At 29.5% G+C, this 20,686-nt stretch carries 19 protein-coding genes; 16 read left to right on the top strand and 3 right to left on the bottom strand.

All coding sequences use genetic code 11. From position 1 onward, the window contains the following. The first annotated feature begins 72 nt into the window (after positions 1 to 72). The gene (locus LJD32_RS03915; protein ID WP_032090681.1) at positions 73 to 1,512 is read left to right on the top strand and encodes a glycoside hydrolase family 1 protein; all 1,440 of its coding nucleotides are present in this window, start codon (positions 73 to 75) and stop codon (positions 1,510 to 1,512) included. 442 nt (positions 1,513 to 1,954) lie between these two features. Here the strand turns inward: LJD32_RS03915 and LJD32_RS03910 are convergent, their stop codons facing one another. Both LJD32_RS03910 and LJD32_RS03905 read right to left on the bottom strand, forming a co-directional pair. Beyond that, positions 1,955 to 2,869, bottom strand: coding sequence for a prepilin-type N-terminal cleavage/methylation domain-containing protein (locus LJD32_RS03910; protein ID WP_227391789.1), 915 nt, complete (start codon positions 2,867 to 2,869; stop codon positions 1,955 to 1,957). 31 nt (positions 2,870 to 2,900) lie between these two features. Beyond that, entirely contained in the window at positions 2,901 to 3,821 is a 921-nt protein-coding gene (locus LJD32_RS03905) for a LysR family transcriptional regulator (protein WP_227391788.1), read from the bottom strand. Between the two features lie 129 nt (positions 3,822 to 3,950). Between LJD32_RS03905 and LJD32_RS03900 the strand changes: the two genes are divergently transcribed. From LJD32_RS03900 to typA, 6 genes are all read left to right on the top strand, one after another. Then, positions 3,951 to 4,184 (top strand): hypothetical protein, encoded by a 234-nt coding sequence (locus LJD32_RS03900; RefSeq protein WP_199588461.1) that lies wholly within the window; start codon positions 3,951 to 3,953, stop codon positions 4,182 to 4,184. 1 nt (position 4,185) lies between these two features. Continuing rightward, positions 4,186 to 5,031: a DUF3737 family protein gene (locus LJD32_RS03895; protein WP_147580298.1), complete on the top strand. Its 846-nt coding sequence runs from the start codon at positions 4,186 to 4,188 to the stop codon at positions 5,029 to 5,031. 2 nt (positions 5,032 to 5,033) lie between these two features. Beyond that, positions 5,034 to 6,197 carry a MalY/PatB family protein gene (locus tag LJD32_RS03890; protein WP_147580297.1) on the top strand — a complete coding sequence of 388 codons (1,164 nt, stop codon included), beginning with the start codon at positions 5,034 to 5,036 and terminating at the stop codon, positions 6,195 to 6,197. A 61-nt stretch (positions 6,198 to 6,258) separates the two neighbouring features. Further along, the gene (locus tag LJD32_RS03885) at positions 6,259 to 7,173 is read left to right on the top strand and encodes an Rpn family recombination-promoting nuclease/putative transposase (protein WP_227391787.1); all 915 of its coding nucleotides are present in this window, start codon (positions 6,259 to 6,261) and stop codon (positions 7,171 to 7,173) included. A 91-nt stretch (positions 7,174 to 7,264) separates the two neighbouring features. Next, positions 7,265 to 8,059: a Cof-type HAD-IIB family hydrolase gene (locus tag LJD32_RS03880; RefSeq protein ID WP_032090671.1), complete on the top strand. Its 795-nt coding sequence runs from the start codon at positions 7,265 to 7,267 to the stop codon at positions 8,057 to 8,059. Positions 8,060 to 8,164: 105 nt separating this feature from the next. Then, positions 8,165 to 9,982: a translational GTPase TypA gene (gene typA, locus LJD32_RS03875; RefSeq protein ID WP_119363816.1), complete on the top strand. Its 1,818-nt coding sequence runs from the start codon at positions 8,165 to 8,167 to the stop codon at positions 9,980 to 9,982. Between the two features lie 8 nt (positions 9,983 to 9,990). On the opposite strand, the gene LJD32_RS03870 is transcribed toward typA, so the two are convergent. After that, positions 9,991 to 10,824: a MerR family transcriptional regulator gene (locus LJD32_RS03870; RefSeq protein ID WP_119363815.1), complete on the bottom strand. Its 834-nt coding sequence runs from the start codon at positions 10,822 to 10,824 to the stop codon at positions 9,991 to 9,993. 106 nt (positions 10,825 to 10,930) lie between these two features. Between LJD32_RS03870 and LJD32_RS03865 the strand changes: the two genes are divergently transcribed. The 9 genes from LJD32_RS03865 (at position 10,931) to LJD32_RS03825 (ending at position 20,521) form a co-directional block, all read left to right on the top strand. Continuing rightward, complete coding sequence (locus tag LJD32_RS03865) at positions 10,931 to 12,112, top strand: iron-containing alcohol dehydrogenase (RefSeq protein WP_227391786.1); 1,182 nt, start codon at positions 10,931 to 10,933, stop codon at positions 12,110 to 12,112. Continuing rightward, positions 12,105 to 12,761 carry a cyclase family protein gene (locus LJD32_RS03860; protein WP_081918962.1) on the top strand — a complete coding sequence of 219 codons (657 nt, stop codon included), beginning with the start codon at positions 12,105 to 12,107 and terminating at the stop codon, positions 12,759 to 12,761. Before LJD32_RS03865 ends, LJD32_RS03860 begins: the two co-directional genes overlap by 8 nt. Before the next feature lie 2 nt (positions 12,762 to 12,763). Further along, positions 12,764 to 13,420 (top strand): YczE/YyaS/YitT family protein, encoded by a 657-nt coding sequence (locus LJD32_RS03855; RefSeq protein WP_032090667.1) that lies wholly within the window; start codon positions 12,764 to 12,766, stop codon positions 13,418 to 13,420. Then, the gene (locus LJD32_RS03850) at positions 13,404 to 14,816 is read left to right on the top strand and encodes an MFS transporter (RefSeq protein WP_032090666.1); all 1,413 of its coding nucleotides are present in this window, start codon (positions 13,404 to 13,406) and stop codon (positions 14,814 to 14,816) included. The genes LJD32_RS03855 and LJD32_RS03850 overlap by 17 nt, the downstream gene beginning before the upstream one ends. A 79-nt stretch (positions 14,817 to 14,895) precedes the next feature. Then, positions 14,896 to 15,708 (top strand): diadenylate cyclase CdaA, encoded by an 813-nt coding sequence (gene cdaA / locus LJD32_RS03845; RefSeq protein WP_032090665.1) that lies wholly within the window; start codon positions 14,896 to 14,898, stop codon positions 15,706 to 15,708. Then, complete coding sequence (locus tag LJD32_RS03840) at positions 15,701 to 17,101, top strand: YbbR-like domain-containing protein (protein WP_227391785.1); 1,401 nt, start codon at positions 15,701 to 15,703, stop codon at positions 17,099 to 17,101. Before cdaA ends, LJD32_RS03840 begins: the two co-directional genes overlap by 8 nt. A 12-nt stretch (positions 17,102 to 17,113) precedes the next feature. Beyond that, entirely contained in the window at positions 17,114 to 18,466 is a 1,353-nt protein-coding gene (glmM, locus tag LJD32_RS03835; RefSeq protein ID WP_227391784.1) for a phosphoglucosamine mutase, read from the top strand. 94 nt (positions 18,467 to 18,560) lie between these two features. Next, on the top strand, positions 18,561 to 19,214 hold the full coding sequence (locus tag LJD32_RS03830; RefSeq protein ID WP_022001805.1) for a response regulator transcription factor: 654 nt from the start codon (positions 18,561 to 18,563) through the stop codon (positions 19,212 to 19,214). Next, on the top strand, positions 19,214 to 20,521 hold the full coding sequence (locus LJD32_RS03825) for a sensor histidine kinase (protein ID WP_032090662.1): 1,308 nt from the start codon (positions 19,214 to 19,216) through the stop codon (positions 20,519 to 20,521). The genes LJD32_RS03830 and LJD32_RS03825 overlap by 1 nt, the downstream gene beginning before the upstream one ends. Positions 20,522 to 20,686 lie beyond the last annotated feature (165 nt).

Genomic DNA, 20,686 nt, shown 5'->3' with positions numbered 1-20,686 from the left:
GTAAGTGTTTTTTCAAAGGATAAGCTATAATGATTTTTGAAATTTTGTATATCAAAACAAGGAGGAAGAAAAATGAGTTTTCCAAAAGGATTTTATTGGGGTGGAGCAACAGCTGCAAACCAATTAGAAGGAGGCTGGCAAGAAGGTGGTAAAGGTATTTCTTGTCCAGATATTTGTACAGGAGGAACTGCTACAAAAAGTAAAAGAATTACACCAGTATTAGAAGAAGGGACATTCTATCCAAGTCATGATGCGATTGATCATTATCATCGCTTCAAAGAAGATATTGCGTTATTTGCGGAAATGGGATTTAAAATGTATCGTTTTTCTATTGCATGGACACGTATTTTCCCAAATGGTGATGAAGATAAACCTAATGAAGCAGGTTTAAAATTCTATGAAGAATTAATTGATGAATGTTTAAAATATGGTATTGAACCACTCATTACAATTTCTCACTATGAAGTACCATTTAACTTAACAAAAAAATGGAATTCATGGGTAGATCGTCGTATGATTGATTGTTACTTAAATTTCTGTAGAGCTATTTTTACTCGCTATAAGGGGAAAGTAAAATATTGGCTAACATTTAATGAAATCAATAGTGCAACAACAGCAATGGGAGCATTTTTAGGACAAGGTATTTTAAATGAGATTAAAGAAATGGAATTTATGGATCAAGTAGATGTTCCTCAAAACCGTTTCCAAGGATTACATCATCAATTTGTAGCAAGTGCTTTAGCAGTGAAAATGGCACATGAAATTGATCCAAACTATCAAGTAGGATGTATGCAAATCATGGCCACAAGTTATGGTCTTACATGTAATCCAGATGATCAAATTGAAAATCAACAAAAGAATCATTTAATGAACTGGTTCTGCAGTGATGTTCAATGTCGTGGTAAATATCCAAACTACATAAAGAGATATTTTAAAGAAAATAATATTGAAATTAAAATGGAAGAAGGAGATGAAGAAATTCTTGCAACTGGTCCAGTAGATTTCTATACATGTTCTTATTATATGTCAAACTGTCAAACTGCTGATAAAACAAAAGAAGGTGGAAAAGGAAATATCTTAGGTGGAGTTCCTAATCCATACTTAAAAGCATCTGACTGGGGATGGCAAATTGATCCAGTTGGGTTAAGATATTCACTAAATGAAATTTATGATCGTTATCAATTACCAATCTTTGTTGTAGAAAATGGGTTAGGGGCTTATGATACAATTGATGAAGATGGTAAAGTCAGAGATAGCTATCGTATTGATTATTTAAGAAGTCATATTGAACAAATGCATGAAGCTGTTTTAGATGGTGTTGATTTAAGAGGATATACACCTTGGGGATGTATTGATTTAGTTTCTGCTTCAACTGGAGAAATGGCAAAACGCTACGGATTTATCTTTGTAGAAAGATATGATGATGGTACAGGAGATTTTGCTAGAAGAAGAAAAGAATCTTTCTATTGGTATAAAAAAGTCATCGAAACAAATGGAGAAGATTTAAAATAATAGTAAAAGAGCTCAATTGAGCTCTTTTATTACTTTGTTATAAAATTAATACCACGTGCTTGCGTGTGGTAACTCTAGAGTTTTAGCGTTAAGCAAAAAGCCTCAAGTGATAAACTAAAAATAGCCTGATAGCTAGAAATAGAAATAAAGAAGATAATATTTAGATAGAATTACTCTTTTTAGTAACAAACAACCATGTCATCTTTATCGAATTAATACCTTAATTTATTGGCGAAGATAGTTGTAATGCGTTAGAATCATTTTGTTTTTCATATATAAATTATATAACAAAAAAGAACAATGTTTCAGCTTTTGCTGTTTCATTGTTCTTTTTCTATTTTTGACTGCTTATTTTGTTACACAGTAAAAGCAGTGTAACTGTCAGGCTTCGGTAAGTGAAGACTTTGGAAGTACATACCGCGTCTTTTAGGTGTGTTTATTACTATTGTGGTAAAGTATCTTTGTATTTAGGATAATCATTTTTTACAACATTAGCATAAGCTTTATAAGCCTCTTCAAGTGTATTGTATTGATCTTTTCCAGTTATGTATGATTTATATTGACTAGAATTGCCACTACCGGTTGGAGCAATCGCTATATATGGTTTATGAGCACTATCTTTTCGCTTTCGTGCAGTCGTTGATGATGAAATGTAGAATTTTCCATCAGCTGTACTAATAATGACAGGAATTTGTGTGTTAGCATTGATTTTATCTGTATCAACTGAAGTCCAAAATAAATATCTTTCAGTTTTTTCTTGTGGATTTCCATAATAGGCCCATGTACCATGGTTTAATAAACTCTTATTTTCAATCTGTTCTATTAATTTTGGAACCATTGTTGAACCATCACATTTCGAATCAATTTCAAAAAAAGATTTCTTTTTAAGATCATTTTCTAATAAACCGCTATTATTTAATGCACTATGTAAATTCGATGAAAAATCAATAGTGGATTCTTCTGTTTTACTTTCTTTCCAATTAAAAACAACAGTATTCTTTTCTTTATTGTATGAGATTTCACAAACACCACCGTCTTTAGGAATTCCTTTCCAGTTATCAGTGTCACCATCTGATTTCTTGTGCGTAATACCAGCAATAGTTACAGAATCAAAAGCTTGCCAATCATCTTTCTTTTGTGTAAGTTCTACTTCTCTTACAATATCTGTTTTATATCCTGTTTTTCCCATCGCAATGATATCTGTACAAGCAGCACGAACGTTGATGAGGTCATGCGATTCGCGACTTTCTTCAAGGTATCCTTGACAAGCTGGAATAGCGATGGCTGCAAGAATGGCGATAATTAGAAGAACTACTATTATTTCTACAAGAGTAAATCCTTTATTTTTTCTTTTCATAGGCACCCCCTTCTTTAATGAATGATTAATTTTACTTTATCATATTTTTATTAATTTGTGGGCATTTATGAGCTTTTTTTATTTCTTCTTCTAATACTTTTAAAAAATATTGTGCAGGTTTAGAAAGAACGCGATATTTTTTCCAAATAAAGGCAAGTGATGAAGTGATTTGTGGCTCAAGGGTTCTAAAACACAAAGAACTTTCATTACTTGTATCAATGAGGTTTTTTAAAGAAATCACAGCTCCATTACATTCCTTTGTTAAAATACTGGCATTATAAATTAAATTATAGGTTGCAATAATATGATACTTAGAAAAATAAGAATTGGCCCAATTTTCTATTTGTTTATATTTTAATTCTTGTGAGGAACAAAGAAGAGGAACATCAATTAAATCTTGAGGAGTAATTGATTCTTTTAAAGCAAGAGGATGATCCTTTTTTATATAGATGCCCCATAAGTCTTGATAAGGTAAAGATAAATGATTGTATTTATAAATATTAGCGGGTTCAATGATCATACCAAAATCAATCAGACCTTTTTCAAGACGATCTGTCACATCTTGTTCATTACCACTAAATAAATGGAATTGGATACGTGGATAATCTTCTTGTACACGTTGAATGGCTTTACAAATGATTTCGATGCCTAACGTTTCACCACTACCAATACATACTTCACCACTTAAAGTTTCATCGAATAGCATAATTTCACTTTCTGTTTTTTCAACCAAACTGACAATTTCTTCAGCACGTTGGCGAAGTAAAATACCTTCTTCTGTTAAAGTGATTTTACGATTACCACGAATAAAAAGTTGTTTTCCTAAATGATCTTCAAGTTCTTTCATTTGTCTTGATAAAGTGGGCTGAGTCACGTTTAAGCTTTCAGCCGCTTTTAAAATTGTTTCCTCTCTTGCAATCGCAAGAAAATATTGTAGAAGTCTAAATTCCATGATTTCACATCCTTTATGCTTATTTTAATCATCTTTATTATGCCTTGCAAGTATAGAAATGTATTTGTTATAGGTATTTGATAATATAGAGATAAAGAATTACAATAATAAAGGAAAGTGGTGAGAGCTTTGGGAAAAGAAGTAATTGAAGAATTAATTATGAATTTAAAAGATGCAGGATGTGATGAAGAACTTATTACAAAGTGTATTAAAAAATATAATAATGATGATTTGAAGATGTTGATAAAATCATTACAGTGTCATCGTTGTTGTTTATTAGATAAGTTGCATGAGGAACAAAAGAAAATAGATTGTTTAGATTATTTAATATATACGTTAAAGAAACAAATGAAGGAGGATTAAGATGGAATTAGTTAAACAAGCTTATTTAAAAGGTGAAAGAGCTTTATTTAAAAGTCATGATTTAAAAGTAGAAGATAGTATTTTTGCAGATGGAGAATCGCCTTTAAAAGAAAGTGATCATATAGATATTAGTGGAAGTATTTTTAAGTGGAAATATCCACTATGGTATTGTAATCATATCAATGTAGAAAACAGTACCTTACTTGAAACTGCTAGATCAGGTATTTGGTATACTCATCATATTAATATTAAAGATAGCGTGATTGATGCGCCTAAAACATTTAGAAGAGGGACACATATTTCTTTAGAAAATGTTAATATGGTCAATGCTCAAGAAACCTTATGGAAATGTAGTGATATTAAGTTATATAATGTGGTTGCTAAAGGTGATTACTTTGGAATGAATAGTGAAAATATTGAAATTGATGGTTTGAATTTATCAGGAAATTATTGCTTTGATGGTGGTAAGAATATTATTGTTAGAAATTCAAAACTTGTTTCAAAAGATGCTTTTTGGAATTGTGAAAATGTAACGGTTTATGATTCAGTAATTATTGGTGAATATCTAGCATGGAATACGAAAAATATTACTTTTGTGAATTGTACAATTGAAAGTTTACAAGGATTATGTTATATCGAAGGATTAAAGATGGTAAATTGTAAATTAATTAATACCACTCTAGCTTTTGAATTCTGCAAAGATATTGATGCACAAATTGTAAGTCATATTGATAGTATTACAAATCCTATTTCTGGTAAAATTAGTGCACAGAGTATTGGTGAAATGATTATTGATGATCAAATCATTGATCCAAGTCAAACAAAGATTCAATTAAAGGAGATGTAAAGATGTACGATTTTTCAAAGATGACCAATCGTTTTAATACAAATTCATATAAATGGGATGTTAAAGAAAATGAACTTCCTATGTGGGTAGCTGATATGGACTTTGAAACAGCTCCAGCTATTATAGATGCTTTACATAATAGGGTGGATCATAAAATCTTTGGTTATAATACGGTACCTGATGATTATTTTGAAGCTTATCAAAATTGGTGGGAAAGAAGACATCATTTTCATATGGAAAAAGATTGGATGATGTTTGTTACAGGAGTTGTTCCTGCTATTTCTTCGGTAGTTAGAAAGGTGACAACAGTAGGTGAAAATGTTTTGATTATGTCACCAGTTTATAATATTTTTTATAATTCTATTTTAAATAATGGAAGACATGTTTTATCAAGTGACCTTGTTTTTGATGGAAAAGAATATCATATTGATTTTGAAGATTTAGAAAGAAAACTTTCTTTAAGTCAAACAACATTAATGATTTTCTGTAATCCCCATAATCCAATAGGTAAAATTTGGGATAAAGAAACTTTACAAAGAATTGGTGATTTATGTGCAAAACATCATGTTATTGTTTTAAGTGATGAAATTCATTGTGATATTACCAATCCTCAAAAAGAATATATTCCTTTTGCTTCCGTTTCAAAAACAAATTTAGAAAATACAATTATGTGTATTGCACCAACCAAAGCCTTTAATATGGCAGGGATGCAAACAGCCTGTATTGTTGTACCAAATGAAGTATTAAGACATAAAGTCAATCGAGGAATTAATACGGATGAAGTGGCAGAACCAAATAGTTTTGCGATTTGTGCCACAAAGGCAGCTTTTAATCAAAGTGAAGATTGGCTTAATGAATTAAATCAATATATTCAAAATAATAAAGATTATGCGATTTCATTTATTCAAAAAGAAATCAAAGATGTTTATGTAGTGCCTACAGAAGCAACTTATCTTTTATGGATCGATTGTCATAAGGTATGTTTAGATAGTGTTGAACTCACTTCTTTTATAAGAAAGAAAACAGGTCTTTATGTAAGTGATGGTCTAGAATATGGTGAAAATGGAAAAGCTTTTATTCGTATGAATGTAGCTTGCCCATTTGAAAGATTAAAAGATGGTTTAAATCGTTTTAAAGAAGGAATTTATTTGTATCAAAACAAATAAATTCTTTTTTTAAAGAAAAACGTATGAAAAAATACAATATAAATAATAGGAGGACCAAAAGATGAAAGAGAAGATAACCATACCATTTTATAATGACCTATTATTTAAGTATTTTGTTTATGATAATGAAGATGAAGGATGCCAGTATATTCTAAAAAAGATTATTGAAGAAATAACACCTATTCGCTGTAAAGAACTTTATGTTATTAATTCAGAGTTAATGACACATCACTATCGGGAAAAAAGATCTATTTTAGATGTTAGAGTAAAAACCCAAGAAGGAGAGTATATCAATATTGAAGTGCAATCAACGGGATTATTTGAAAGTTTGCATCGAAGATTTCAATATTATGCTTTTAAAAATATTGCTTCACAAGTAAAAAGTGGAGATGAATATCGAAAGTTACAACCGGTATATCAAATAATTCTTTATCATGAAGAAGATAAGGAATATCATGAATTAATAAGAAAATTTAGTATTATGGATAATAAATATTATGATGATAAAGGAAGTTTAATACATATTTATTATGTGTTTTTAAAAGAAATTGAAAAAATAGTTAAAGAAAAGGGAAAAGATCATTTAAATGAATTAGAAGAGCTTTGTTATGTCATTGAAAAAGGTAATGAATGTGATAGAATAAAGATGACAAGGGTGGGACAAATCATGAAAGAAAAATATGATAAGTTTATGGAAGATATGAATTTAAGAGAAGAAGCCTGGGCTTATGAAAAGGCTGAATTTGATAAGATAGCTCATTATGTCGATGGAGAAGCTAAAGGAAAGGCTGAAGGAAGAGCTGAAGGAAAAAAAGAAAAATCGAAATCGCATGTCATAAAGTTCTATAAAATGAAATATCCAAATGAAGATATAAGTTGGTTAGAAAATCTCACAGAAAAACAGTATGATGAAATCTTTGATATGTTATTAAATAATGAAGATTTAGAAGTAATAAAGAGAATAATAGGAAAGTAAGGTACGAAAAATCGTACTTTTCTTTTGCTTTAATATTGAAAAATAAATTATATTTCTTTAATATATTTTTGAAGAAAAAGGGGAGAAGTGAATGATTAAATTAATAGCAACAGATATGGATGGAACTTTTTTAGATTCTTCTAAAAGATTTTCAATGGAATTTTTTGATATTTTTGCTGAACTTAGAAAAAAAGGAATTAAGTTTGTAATTGCTTCAGGAAATCAATATTTCCGTTTATATCAAAAATTTTTACCAATTTCTAATGAAATGTATTTTATTGGTGAAAATGGGAGTTATATAGCTAAAGGAGCAAAACTTATTTCAACTAATACTTTAAAAAAGGAACAAGTACAAGCGGTTATTCAATTAGTAGAAAAACATCCTGAATTGAATATGATTTTATGTGGTGTAAAAAGTGCGTATTGTTTAAGTGAATTTAAACATTTAGAATCAGTTGTTCGTACATATTATTGTAATTATCAATTTGTAGAAAGTTATGATGAAATTGATGACGAAATTATGAAAATAGCAATCTATGATCCTAGTCATCAAATTATCCGTTATGCTGATGATATTGCTAGAGGATTAGATAAAGGTGTTAAGGCAACAACTTCAGGTAATGAATGGATCGATATTCAAAATGAAGATATTAATAAAGGGGTAGCTATCAAGTTATTACAAAAAAAATTAAATATCAAACCGGAAGAATGTATGGCGTTTGGTGATCAAATGAATGATTATACTTTACTTAAAGCGGTAAAATATAGTTATGCTATGGCCAATGCTGTTCCACGTATTAAAGATATTGCTTATGGCATTGCTAAAAGTAATGATCATCAAGGTGTTTTAGAGGTGATCAAACAAGAAGTATTGAATGAATTATAGAGTGTAAACTCTTACATTGAAAAATAATTCTTGACATAAAAAATAAATAATGACAATTCAAATTATTATGATATAATGAGGAAGTTATCGAAGGGAGAGTAGCGTATGAATATTAGAAATATAGCGATTATTGCCCATGTAGACCATGGAAAAACAACATTAGTAGACCAATTATTAAAGCTATCTGGAACATTAGAAGACCGTGAACAAATTAGTGAACGTGCGATGGATAGCAATGCCCTTGAAAGAGAAAGAGGAATTACAATTCTTGCTAAAAATACAGCAATTAATTATAAAGATTATCGAATCAATATCATGGATACACCAGGCCATGCTGACTTTGGTGGAGAAGTAGAACGTATCATGAACATGGTAGATGGTGTTTTATTAGTAGTAGATGCTTATGAAGGAACAATGCCACAAACACGTTTCGTTTTAAAGAAAGCTTTAGCTGCTAAAGTAAAACCTATCGTAGTTATTAATAAAGTAGATAGGCCTGTAACACGTATTGATGAAGTTATGGATGAAGTCTTAGAATTATTTATGGAATTAGGCGCAGATGATGACCAATTAGAATTCCCAACAATCTATACTTCAGCTTTACAAGGAACATCAAGTTTAGATCCTGATATTTCAACACAAGTACCAAATATGGATTGTTTATTTGATATGATTATCAAAGAAATTCCTGAACCATTAGTAGATGTTGATGGACCTTTACAATTCCAACCAGCTTTATTAGACTATAATGATTATGTAGGACGTATTGGAATCGGACGTATTCAAAGAGGTAAGATTCATGTTAATGAATCAGTCACTTGTGTAAGAGCTGATGGAAGCCATAGTCAATTTAGAATTCAAAAATTATATGGATTTATTGGATTACACCGTATTGAAATTGAAGAAGCAAGTGCAGGAGATATCGTTGCTATTGCTGGCCTTGCTGATATTGGTGTTGGTGAAACAGTATGTACAACTGGTCAAGAAGAAGCCTTACCATTATTACATGTTGATGAACCAACAATTCAAATGGTTTTTGGAACAAATACTTCACCATTTGCTGGTCAAGATGGTAAATTTGTGACAGCTAGACAAATTGAAGAAAGATTATTTAAAGAAACAAATAGAGACGTTTCATTAAAAATTGAAAGAATTCAAAATAGAGAAGAATGGATCGTTTCTGGACGTGGAGAATTACACTTATCTATTTTAATTGAAAATATGAGACGTGAAGGTTATGAATTACAAGTTTCTAAACCTAAAGCAATCATGAAAGAAATCGATGGTGTTTTATGTGAACCATATGAAGAAGTAACTATTGAAGCACCTGATGATTGTATTGGAGCGGTTATTGAATCACTTGGATATCGTCGAGGTGTCTTAGAAACAATGGATTCTCGTGATGGACAAACACGTGTTGTTTATACAATTCCATCAAGAGGTTTATTTGGATTTATGACAAACTTCTTAACTATGACAAAAGGATATGGAATTATCTCTCACTCATTTATTGATTACCGTCCAATGGAAGGTGAAACAGTTGGTAAGAGAAACTTAGGAGTTTTAATTTCAATTGATAGTGGACAAACTACAGCTTATTCACTTGGAAGTGTTGAAGATCGTGGAGTTATGTTCGTTGGTCCTGGTGTGGATGTTTATGAAGGTATGATTGTTGGTGAACACAGTAGAGATAATGATTTAACTGTTAATGTTACTAAAGGTAAACAAATGACAAATACACGTTCATCATCAAAAGATTCTACAGTTGTTTTAAAAAGACCTCGTCAATTTAATCTAGAATCTTGTTTAGATTATATTAATGAAGATGAACTTGTAGAAGTAACACCAAATAATATTCGTTTAAGAAAACGCTATTTAACTGAAAACGAAAGAAGACAACAATATAGAAAAAATAACGGATAAGAAAGAGCTCATTCGAGCTCTTTTTTAAATTTGACACTAATTTGTGTAATATAATTTTGTGGATTTGCTTCAGTAAGTTCATCAATTAAACTTTCATCATAAGCAATATCATCTAATACTAGATGATTTTTTTTAGCATAATCTAAAAAAAGATGATAGGATTGATAAGATGTTTCATAAGTTCCTTTATGATAAATAACTAAATAGTTACCAGAAGGTATAATATCATAATTTTCATCTTCTAGTTGATTATCTAAAATTGTATAATAATATTGATAAAATGTTTTCTTTCTTTTTGACTTTAACATTTTTTTCCATTCAACCATTCCACTAATAGCATGTCCTAAGGAATGGTTTTGTTTTTTTCTATATTTAATATGTTCTCCTAAAATTTTATACTGATTGATTTCTTTACTATTAAAAGGAATATAATCACTTTTAATAATTTTAATCTCATCTCGATATTCGATATATACCATATCTGTCAATATTTGATTAGCTTTGGTAATAAGTTGACATTTTGTTTCCATCATATTGATCATTTTATGATAGGTAGTAATAATCTCTTTTAAAGTATTAATCTTATTAGAAAATAATTCATACGTACTTTGAGCATTACGATGTTCAATATAATCTTTGATTTCTTCTAAAGAAAGTCCTATCTTTTGAAGAGACTGTATAGTAGCTATAATGTCTAATTGAGACATTAAATAAAATCTATAGCCTTTTTCGTTTTTATATGCAGGTAAAAAGATACCTTTTTTTTCATAAAAAATTAAAGTTTGACGACTCACTCCTGAAATACTTGCAAATTCTGTTGGTGAAACATAAAAATTATCCATTTTTTAGCCAATCCTTTCCTAAATTAAAAAATTCACAAATAACACTTGATTGTATAGTTACAATATAGCATAAAATAAACGTAGAGTTAAGAAACAGGAGGAAAATATGTTAGAAGTCAATAATTTTTTTCATGGAACACGTATTGTAGAAGGATATGGTGTTTTAAATGAAACAGGGAATGAAGTAAAAACATTAGGGTTTAAGAAAGTGTTGATTGTTACAGATGATTTTTTATCTAAATCAGCTCATTATCAAGTATTAAAAGAAAGTTTAGAAAAAGAAGGAATTGAATATTTATTAGAAACAAACGTAAAACCTAATCCAAGAGCAGAAGATTGTGATGCAATGGCAAAAGTTGCTATTGAAGAAAAGGTAGATGCCATCATTGCTTTAGGTGGAGGGTCAGCAATGGACCAAGCAAAAGCAGTTGCTGCAATTGTTACAAACGGAAAAACAACTGTTGAATGGGGAGATGTAGAATTAGAACATTCAATTTTACCACTTATTTGTATTCCTTCAACTGCTGGAACAGGAAGTGAAGTTACATGGTGTGCAGTCATTACAGATACAGCAAGAATGTATAAAATGACAGTTGGGGATCCTATTCATATGATTCCAACACTTGCAATTTGTGATCCAACAATTACTTTAGATTTACCACAATCACTGACAGCATCTTGTGGAGTGGATGCTTTAACACATTGTATAGAAGCTTACACAGTTAAAGTTCATCAACCAATTACAGATGCGCTTGCTTTAAAAGGAATTTCATTAATTGCTCAAAATTTAGAAAAAGCTTATGTAAATGGTCATGATAAAGAAGCAAGAAGAAATATGATGATAGCAAGTACAATAGGAGGTATGTCATTTATTAGCTCTAATGTTGGTGCTGTTCATGCCTTTGCTGAAACAGTTGGTGCATGGTTTGATACACCACATGGTGTCGCTAATTCTTTATTTTTACCATATATTATGGAATACAACATTCCTGCATGTTTAGATAGATTTGTAGATATTGCTGATGCTTTAGGTATTGAAAGAAATGGTATGAATGATCAAGAGTATGCATATAGTGCAGTTCAATATGTAAAAGATTTAAATAGAAGATTAAATATTCCTAAAATTAAAGAAATAAAAGGGATTACTGAAGATAAGTTTGATGCAATTGCTCAAAGATCAGCAGATAATGTTTTATCAAATGATAATGCAAGAGAAATTCATAAAGAAGATTACTTAGAATTATTAAAAAAAGCTTATAAAGATGAAGGAGAAAAAGAAAATGCATAAGATTAAAAAAATTGTTGATTTATCATGGGAATTTACAGCTGATACACCAATTTATCCAGGAGATCCTGAACCGTCAGTTACTGTAGCAACAACTTTAGAAAATGAAGGTTATAATTTATCAACATTAGTAATGGGAACACAAACAGGTTCACATGTAGATGCCCCTTATCATTTTTCTAATGAAGGAGCAACAATTGATCAAATGGAGTTAGATTTCTTTTTAGGAGATGCTATTGTTGTAAGAGTCACTGATAAAAAAGCTGAAGAAGCAATTACAATGGAAGATATTGAACCTTATAAAGAACAAATTACACCTGGTAAAATTGTTTTATTTAATACAAATTGGTATAAAAAAAGAGGAACAGAAGAATTTTTCCATCATCCTTATGTTAATGGAGAAGTTGCTCATTATTTAGTAGAACAAGGTGTTAGATTTATTGGAATTGATACAATTAATGCTGATCAAACAGGTGGAACAGAATTCCCAGTTCATGATTTATTTTCTGAAAAACGCTTAATGATTGGAGAAAACTGGGCTTATTTTGATCGAATTGATTTTGAAAATCCTTATATTATTGCTATTCCAATGAAAGTTGTAGGTTGTGATGGTTCACCAGTAAGAGCAATTGCTGTTGAGTGGGAGGATTAATGATGGATAAAAAGATTATTCTAGGATATACACGTAGATTACTTGCAATTATTCCTTCTATTTTCTTTTGTGCTCTAGGGGTCGCTTTACTTGTTTCACCAGAATGGGGAAGCGATCCTCTTACTACTTTTGAAATAGGACTATCTAATGTTTTTCATGTTCAATTAGGAACAGCAGCACTTGTTTTTGAAGGAATTGTTTTCTTTGTATTTTTAATTATTAGAAGAGATTTAGTACATTTAGGAACATTAGCTTGGTGCTTTTTAATAGGTCCATTTGAAAATGTTTGGTTAGATTTTTTAGCACCAATATTACCACCTGTAGATGCGATGTCATTTGGTTTAAAAGTAGGTTGCATTATTGCTGGATCTTTAATCATTATCCTTACTCTAGCCTACTATATTCCTATTGGTCTTGGATATCAATCAAGTGATATTTTTGCTTTTGCAATGGCTGATTTATTACATAAGAGTTATGGTATAGGTTTATCAGTTTCTTATTGTATTTTATTTGCCTTGGGAGTTTTTATGGGAGCTTCTTGGGGGATAGGAACACTGATTGCAGTTTTTGTTTATGGACCAGTTATTGATCAATTATTACCTTATTTTAAACCTTATACTTATAAGATAGCTGGGATGACAGATGAAAAAGATGACTAAAAAACAAATGTATTTGTATGGCTTACCTGGTCTTGCAACATTGTTTACATTTACAATGTTTACGACTTATGGTTTATATTTCTTTACAGATGTTGTAGGACTTTCAGGAAGTTTTGCAGGTTTTATTATGACTATTGGGACTGTTTGGGATGCCATTACAGATCCTCTAGTAGGAATGATTTCTGATGCAAGAGATCCTCAAAAAGGACGAAGAAGACCATTTTTAATTGCTTTTGCCATTCCTTTTGGAATTGTTACATGGCTTTTATTTACGTCATGGAATTTTGTAGAAACCACACAAAAGATTTATTTTATTGTTGTTGCCATTTTATTTTATACATTTCAAACATTAATAGATATTCCTTATACATCTTTAAGTGGTGAAGTTACAAATGATTATGATACAAGAAGTCGACTAGCCACTATTAGAACATTTTGGGCTATCGTAGGGGTTGCTTTAGGAAGTGGTATCATGGCATATACTTCTTTTTTAGCTCCTTTTGTAGGAAGTATAAAGAATGCTTGGTCTGTTTGTTTTGCTATTTTTGGTTTTATTTGTACAATCAGTATTTTAATTGGTTGGAAAGTTTCTAAAGGTTATGAAAATCAAGAAGTCATCATTAAAGAAAAAGTAACTTTTAAAGATTTATTAAATGGACCATTAAGAAATAAAGCTTTTTTACATTTAACAGCAGCATTTATTTTTGCTATTTTAGCACAAGCTGTATTTTTAGGCGTATTAGTTTATTACCTTACTTATAATTTACAATTAAGTAATATGCAAGTGTCGATGGTCAATATTATTATGTGGATTGTTGCTTTGTTTTGGGTGTTTCCTATTAATAAATGGTCCATCAAATATTCTAAAGCTAAAGCTTGGTGTATTTCGATGGGGATTTGGTTTGTATGTATGATTGTATTTCCTCTATTTATCTTAAAACCAAAATCAGCTATTGGTCCTGTTATCATGACAAGTATTTTAGTAGTTGGACTTAATGCTTTATATCAAGTGATTTATGCAATGATTAGTGATTGCGTAGAAGTTGATTGTTTGATAAATAAGGTTAGAAAAGATGGTATTTTTTATTCAATGGCTACTGTTTCACAAAAAATAGCAGCAGCTATTGGGGTAAGTATCTTAGGAAACTGTATGGATAAAATTGGTTATAATGGTCAATTAGCAACCCAAAGTTTAGCAACACAACATGGAATTGCTCTTTTATTTATAGGTGTGACGTGTATGTGTTTACTTTTATCTATTATTTGTATGATGACAAATCCACTTACGAAGAAAAGATATCAAGATGTTTTAGAAGCTTTAAAGAAAAAAGAACAAGGTCAAGAAATTAATATTGAAGAATTTAAAGATTTGTTAATAATAAAGATGAAAAGATAGATTTTGAATAAAAATCTATCTTTTCTTTATAAAATAGAAAACATCAAGTATAATATGTTTGAAGAAAGTAGGGGATAAAATGATAGCAGGTATAGAAGTTAATCTATCATTAATTTTAAACATTATTCGTACAATTATTGATTTATTATTAGTGTGGTATATTTTATATTTAGGAATTAGTATGTTTAAACAAAATATGAGAACGATGCAGTTATTTAAAGGGGTTCTCATTATTTTGTTAATTAAATTAGTAACAAGTGTTTTAGGACTTTCAACAATGTCTTATTTAGTAGATACGGTTTTGACTTGGGGAATTATTGCGGTAATTGTAATCTTTCAACCAGAAATTCGTTCATTACTTGAAAAAATGGGACAAACTAAAAGAGATTATCATATGGAACGTTTATCAAATGATCAAAAGGAACATTTGTTAGATGAAATTGTTGATTCAGTGACAAAGTTATCAGAAACACAAACAGGGGCCTTGATTACTTTTGAAAGAGGACAATCTTTAATAGATTATATTAATACAGGAACTAAAATCAATGCCGATATTAAATCAGAATTATTTAATACGATCTTTTGGGAAGGAACACCTTTACATGATGGGGCAGTTATTATTAAAGATGACCGTGTTGTTTGTGCAGCTGCCTTTTTCCCACCAACTCAAAAGGATCTTTCACCTATTTATGGGGCAAGACATCGTGCTGCTTTAGGAATAAGTGAAATTACTGATTCATTAACAGTTGTAGTTTCTGAAGAAACAGGAACGATTTCTTTTGCTATCAAAGGAGAACTTATTAAAATTCCAAGAAAGGAATTAAGAGCAAGCTTAGTTAATGAACTAGGTTGGTTTAAATCAGAAGATGAAGAAGGTGATGAAGATGAGTAAAAATAATCAAGAACATCGTGATTCAACAACTGATTTTTTCTTAAATTTTATTTCAAAAGAAAAAGAAAAACCAAAAACAGAAGAAAAACATATCACTCCTCAATCTATTAATGATGAAATAGATTTAAGGGGAAGAGCTTTTGTAAATGGTGCTATTAAAGTGATGAATTTTATTAATTCTACTTTAGATAGAATGTTACAATCAGGATTATCTTTAAAAATATTATCATTTATTTTAGCAACGATTTTACTATTTACAGTTAATGGAGGTAATTTTGAAAATTTATTTTCAACACCTAATTCAGGAGATTATATTCAACAAGTCCCTGTGAAAATAGAAAATTTACAAGATGATTTTGTTGTTGCTGGAATGCCAGAGACTGTAAGTGTAGGCTTAGTTGGTCCTTCTATTGATATTTATAATGCTAAATTGATGAAAAATTATGAAATATATGCTGATTTTTCGGGAATAGGGGAAGGTGAACAGACAGTAGAATTGAAATCAAGAAATTTCTCTAATGATTTAGAAGTTCTCATTGTTCCTCAAACAGTAACGGTAACAGTTTCACAAAAGGTAACTAAAACGTTTAGTTTAGGATATCGTTTTAAAAATGAAGATAGCTTAAAGGATAAACATTCTGTTTCAGTAGATAGTATTGAACATAGTGAAGTAGAAGTAAGGGGTTCACAAGATAATATTGATAATGTTTATTCTGTTGAAGCAATTATTGATTTAAAGGGAGTGACAGATTCGTTTACTCAAGAATGTAAAGTAAAGGCTTTTGATCGAAGTGGAAAAGCTTTAAATGTAAGTGTTATTCCTTCAATTGTTAAAGTGGATTGTTCATTGTCTAATTATAGTAAGACAGTTCCACTTGTACCTGAATATACAGGAAATGTGGCTAATGGATATGCAATAGATCAAATGATTTTTTCAAAAGATAAAGTAAAGATTTATGGTGATGAAAGTAAATTAAAGGATATTAATAATATTAAAGTTAAAGTGGATGTAAGTGATTTGGAAGAAGGTCGTACATTTAAAGACTTAAAATTGTTAAGTGTTTCAGGAGTTAATAAGATGTCATTTACTAAAGTGGATGGAACAATTACGCTTGTTCCTTCTGAACAAAGACAATTTACGGATATACCAATTCAAATAAAAAATGGCAAAGAAAGCAATGTTTCTATGTCAAGCGATACATGCAATTTAACAGTTATTGGTACAAGTGATCGTATTAATGCTCTTACAAATGATGACATTAAGGTCTATGTAGATGTCGTTGGGTTAAAAAAGGGTCGACATAATGTGAAATTAGAAGTAGAATTAAGTGACGAAACTTTAACATATCGTTTAGATAGCGATGAACAGATTCGCGTAAATATAAAGAAATAGGAGAGATTTAAAATGGGAAAATATTTCGGAACAGATGGCTTTCGTGGGGAAGCTAATAAAGATTTAACAGTTGAACATGCTTATAAAGTAGGAAGATACATTGGGTGGTATTTTGGAAGAAATAAAGATCATGCTCAAGTTGTTATTGGGAAAGATACAAGAAGAAGTTCTTATATGTTAGAATATGCACTTGTTGCTGGACTTACAGCAAGTGGTGCAGATGTTTCTTTAATGCATGTAACAACAACACCAAGTGTTGCTTATATTACAAGAACAGATGGTTTTGATTGTGGAATTATGATTTCTGCTTCACATAATCCATATTATGATAATGGAATTAAAGTTTTAGATTGTAATGGTCATAAAATGGATGCGAGGGTTGAAAATTTAATTGAACAATACATTGATGGCGAAGTAGATGAAATTCCATTTGCTACAAAAGATGAAATTGGATGTGCAACAGATTATTCAGTAGGTAGAAATAGATATTTAGGATATTTAATGTCTATTCCTACACGTGCTTTTAAAAATATTCGTGTTGGTTTAGATTGTGCTAATGGTGCTAGTTCTAATCTTGCTAAAAGTGTTTTCGATGCTTTAGGAGCAAAAACTTATGTGATTCATAGTGAACCAGATGGTTTAAATATTAATACAAACTGTGGTTCTACACATATTGAATCATTACAAGAACTAGTAAAATCTAAAGGATTAGATATTGGTTTTGCTTATGATGGTGATGCTGATCGTTGTTTAGCTGTTGATGAATTTGGAAGAGTTATTGATGGTGATTTAATTCTTTATGTTTGTGGTAAATATTTAAAAGAACATGGTGAATTATCTAATGATACAATTGTTACAACAGTTATGTCTAACTTAGGTTTATATAAAGCGTTAGATAAAGAAGGTATTAAATATGAAAAAACAGCTGTTGGAGATAAATATGTTAATGAAAACATGGTGAAAAATGGTCATTGTATTGGTGGAGAACAATCAGGACATATCATTTTCTCTAAACATGCCACAACAGGAGATGGTATTTTAACATCTTTAAAAATTATGGAAGCAGTTATTGAAAGCAAAAAAACATTAGCTCAATTAGTTGAACCTGTAACAATTTATCCTCAATTAATGAAAAATGTATATGTAAGAGATAAAAAAGAAGCTCAAAATGATGTTGAAGTACAAAAAGTCATTAAAGAAGTTGAAGATAAGTTAGGTGATGAAGGACGTGTTCTTGTTCGTGAATCAGGAACTGAACCGGTTGTACGTGTTATGGTTGAAGCGGATACAAATGAAAAATGTTTACAATCTGTAGATTATATCATTTCTAAAATGAAAGAACGCGGATTTGTTATTGAAAGATAAAATCACATATTATCACAAAATATTGCCATATATTATGGCAATATTTTAACTATAATAGGTCATAATAGAATAGGATACAAATGAGGTGAAGAAGATGTTATTTAAAATTAATATTATAGATGATGAAAAAAATCTAAATGATTTGGTAAGAACTTATTTAGAAAAAGAAGGCTATAGTGTTTGCTCATTTTATACGTATGATGAAGCTTTACTTCATAAAGATGATGATGTACATCTATGGCTTATAGATATTATGTTAGATAAGGCAAGTGGTTTTGAATTGTTTAATGAAATAAAGGCAAGTAAGCCTAAAATGCCAATTATATTTATGTCAGCTAGAGATCAAGAATTTGATCGTATTATTGGTTTAGAAAAAGGCTCAGATGACTATATTACAAAACCATTTAATATTAAAGAAGTTATTTTAAGAATTAATAATTTATTAAAACGTGCTTATGATAATCCATCTAAGATACAAATAGATGGTTATGATATTGATTTAGAAAAAAGAAGAGTCTTCTATAACAATAATGAAATCATTTTAACAACAAAAGAATATGATCTACTTGTTTACTTTTTAAATAACAAAGGATTAGCTATTTCAAGAGAACAAGTTTTATCAAAAGTATGGGACGAAAATTATTTTGGTAGTGATCGTGTCGTTGATGATACACTTCGAAGATTGCGTAAAAAAATGCCAGAAATTAATATTCGTACGATTTATGGATTTGGATATCGTTTAGATTAATGCTTACGAAATATTCTTTACAAAAACAACTTGTTATTATTTTTTCAATTATTGCGATAGGTGTTTTAGCAATTCTATTGCCTATTATTGATAACAACTTAACACATGTTATTGATAATGAAATGTATGATGTTTTGACACGCTCACAAAATGATTTTTACTCATATGATTTTTCTCCTGATTATGCAGGTTCAGATAAACAAATTTATCATTTTACTTATAACATTAATGAAGATACGCTTACAACAGCGCAAAATATTTCTGCTAAGAAATATCAAATATTAGATTATGTTTTTCAAAATGATCTTTATAAGATGGTTAAGAAAAATAAAAAGAAATTACAAGAAAAGGTTAAAATGCAAGACCAAACAGTATATTATCAAATTGTAAAAGCGGATGATTCTAATTATATTATTTCACTTGTTTATAGTGATTATTCTAAAACATTGATTAATAATCTAAAGGATCAAGTTATTGATATCTTTTATATTGCTTTTTTAATTATTGGACTTGCTTTGTTTATTTGGGTTTCATCTTTAATAAAACCATTGAAACTTATTAAAAATTATATAGATGATATAAAAAATGATAAAGAAAGTGAATTGCATATTCAAAGAGAAGATGAGATAGGTGTTTTATCTTCTTCATTAATAGAAATGAAAGAAGAGATAGATCGACAAAATGAAATTAAAGAAGAAATGATTCATAACATTTCTCATGATTTAAAAACACCCATTGCTTTAATTCAAACATATGCTCAAAGTATTAAGGATGATATTTATCCTTATGGAGATAAAGATTCATCAGTGGATGTTATTTTAGAAAATACAGATCGGTTAGAAAAGAAAGTAAAAAGTTTACTATATTTAAATCGATTAGATTACATAAGTGGACAAATTGGAGATGAAACATGTTCAATGAAAGAATTGATTGAACATATTGTTTTCCAATTAACAGCTATGCATCCACAAATAGAAATTATTACAGATTTACAAGATTCATCTTTTAAAGGAAAAGATGATTATTGGCGTATTTGTATTGAAAATATTATAGAAAATGCTGCTCGTTATGTACACCATGAAATTAAAATTATTTTAAAAGATCAATATTTAGAAATATTTAATGATGGTGAACCTATAGATAATTCAAATCCTGAATCTTTATTTCAACCTTATGAAATAGGACATAAAGGACAATTTGGTTTAGGATTATCTATTGTTTATAAAACAGTAACAATGTATGGATATAAAGTTGAAGCTGTTAATAGAGTTGATGGTGTAAGTTTTATTATTCAAAAGAAAGATTAGTCGAATGATTAATCTTTTTTTTAAAAAGTGTTGCTTTTTTTGATAAAGAGTGGCACTATTTTAGAGTTATCAATTCTCAAAAATAGAGAAAAAGAGTATAATAAACTTTAAGGAGCTAACTATATAAAATTCAAGTGATTTTATGAAAAAGTTTGAAAATATTTA

The sequence above is a fragment of the Faecalibacillus sp. TM498 genome (assembly GCF_020589955.1).
Taxonomy (GTDB): Bacteria; Bacillota_I; Bacilli_A; order Erysipelotrichales; family Coprobacillaceae; genus Faecalibacillus; species Faecalibacillus intestinalis.
This window is presented reverse-complemented; position numbering and strand designations above follow the sequence as displayed.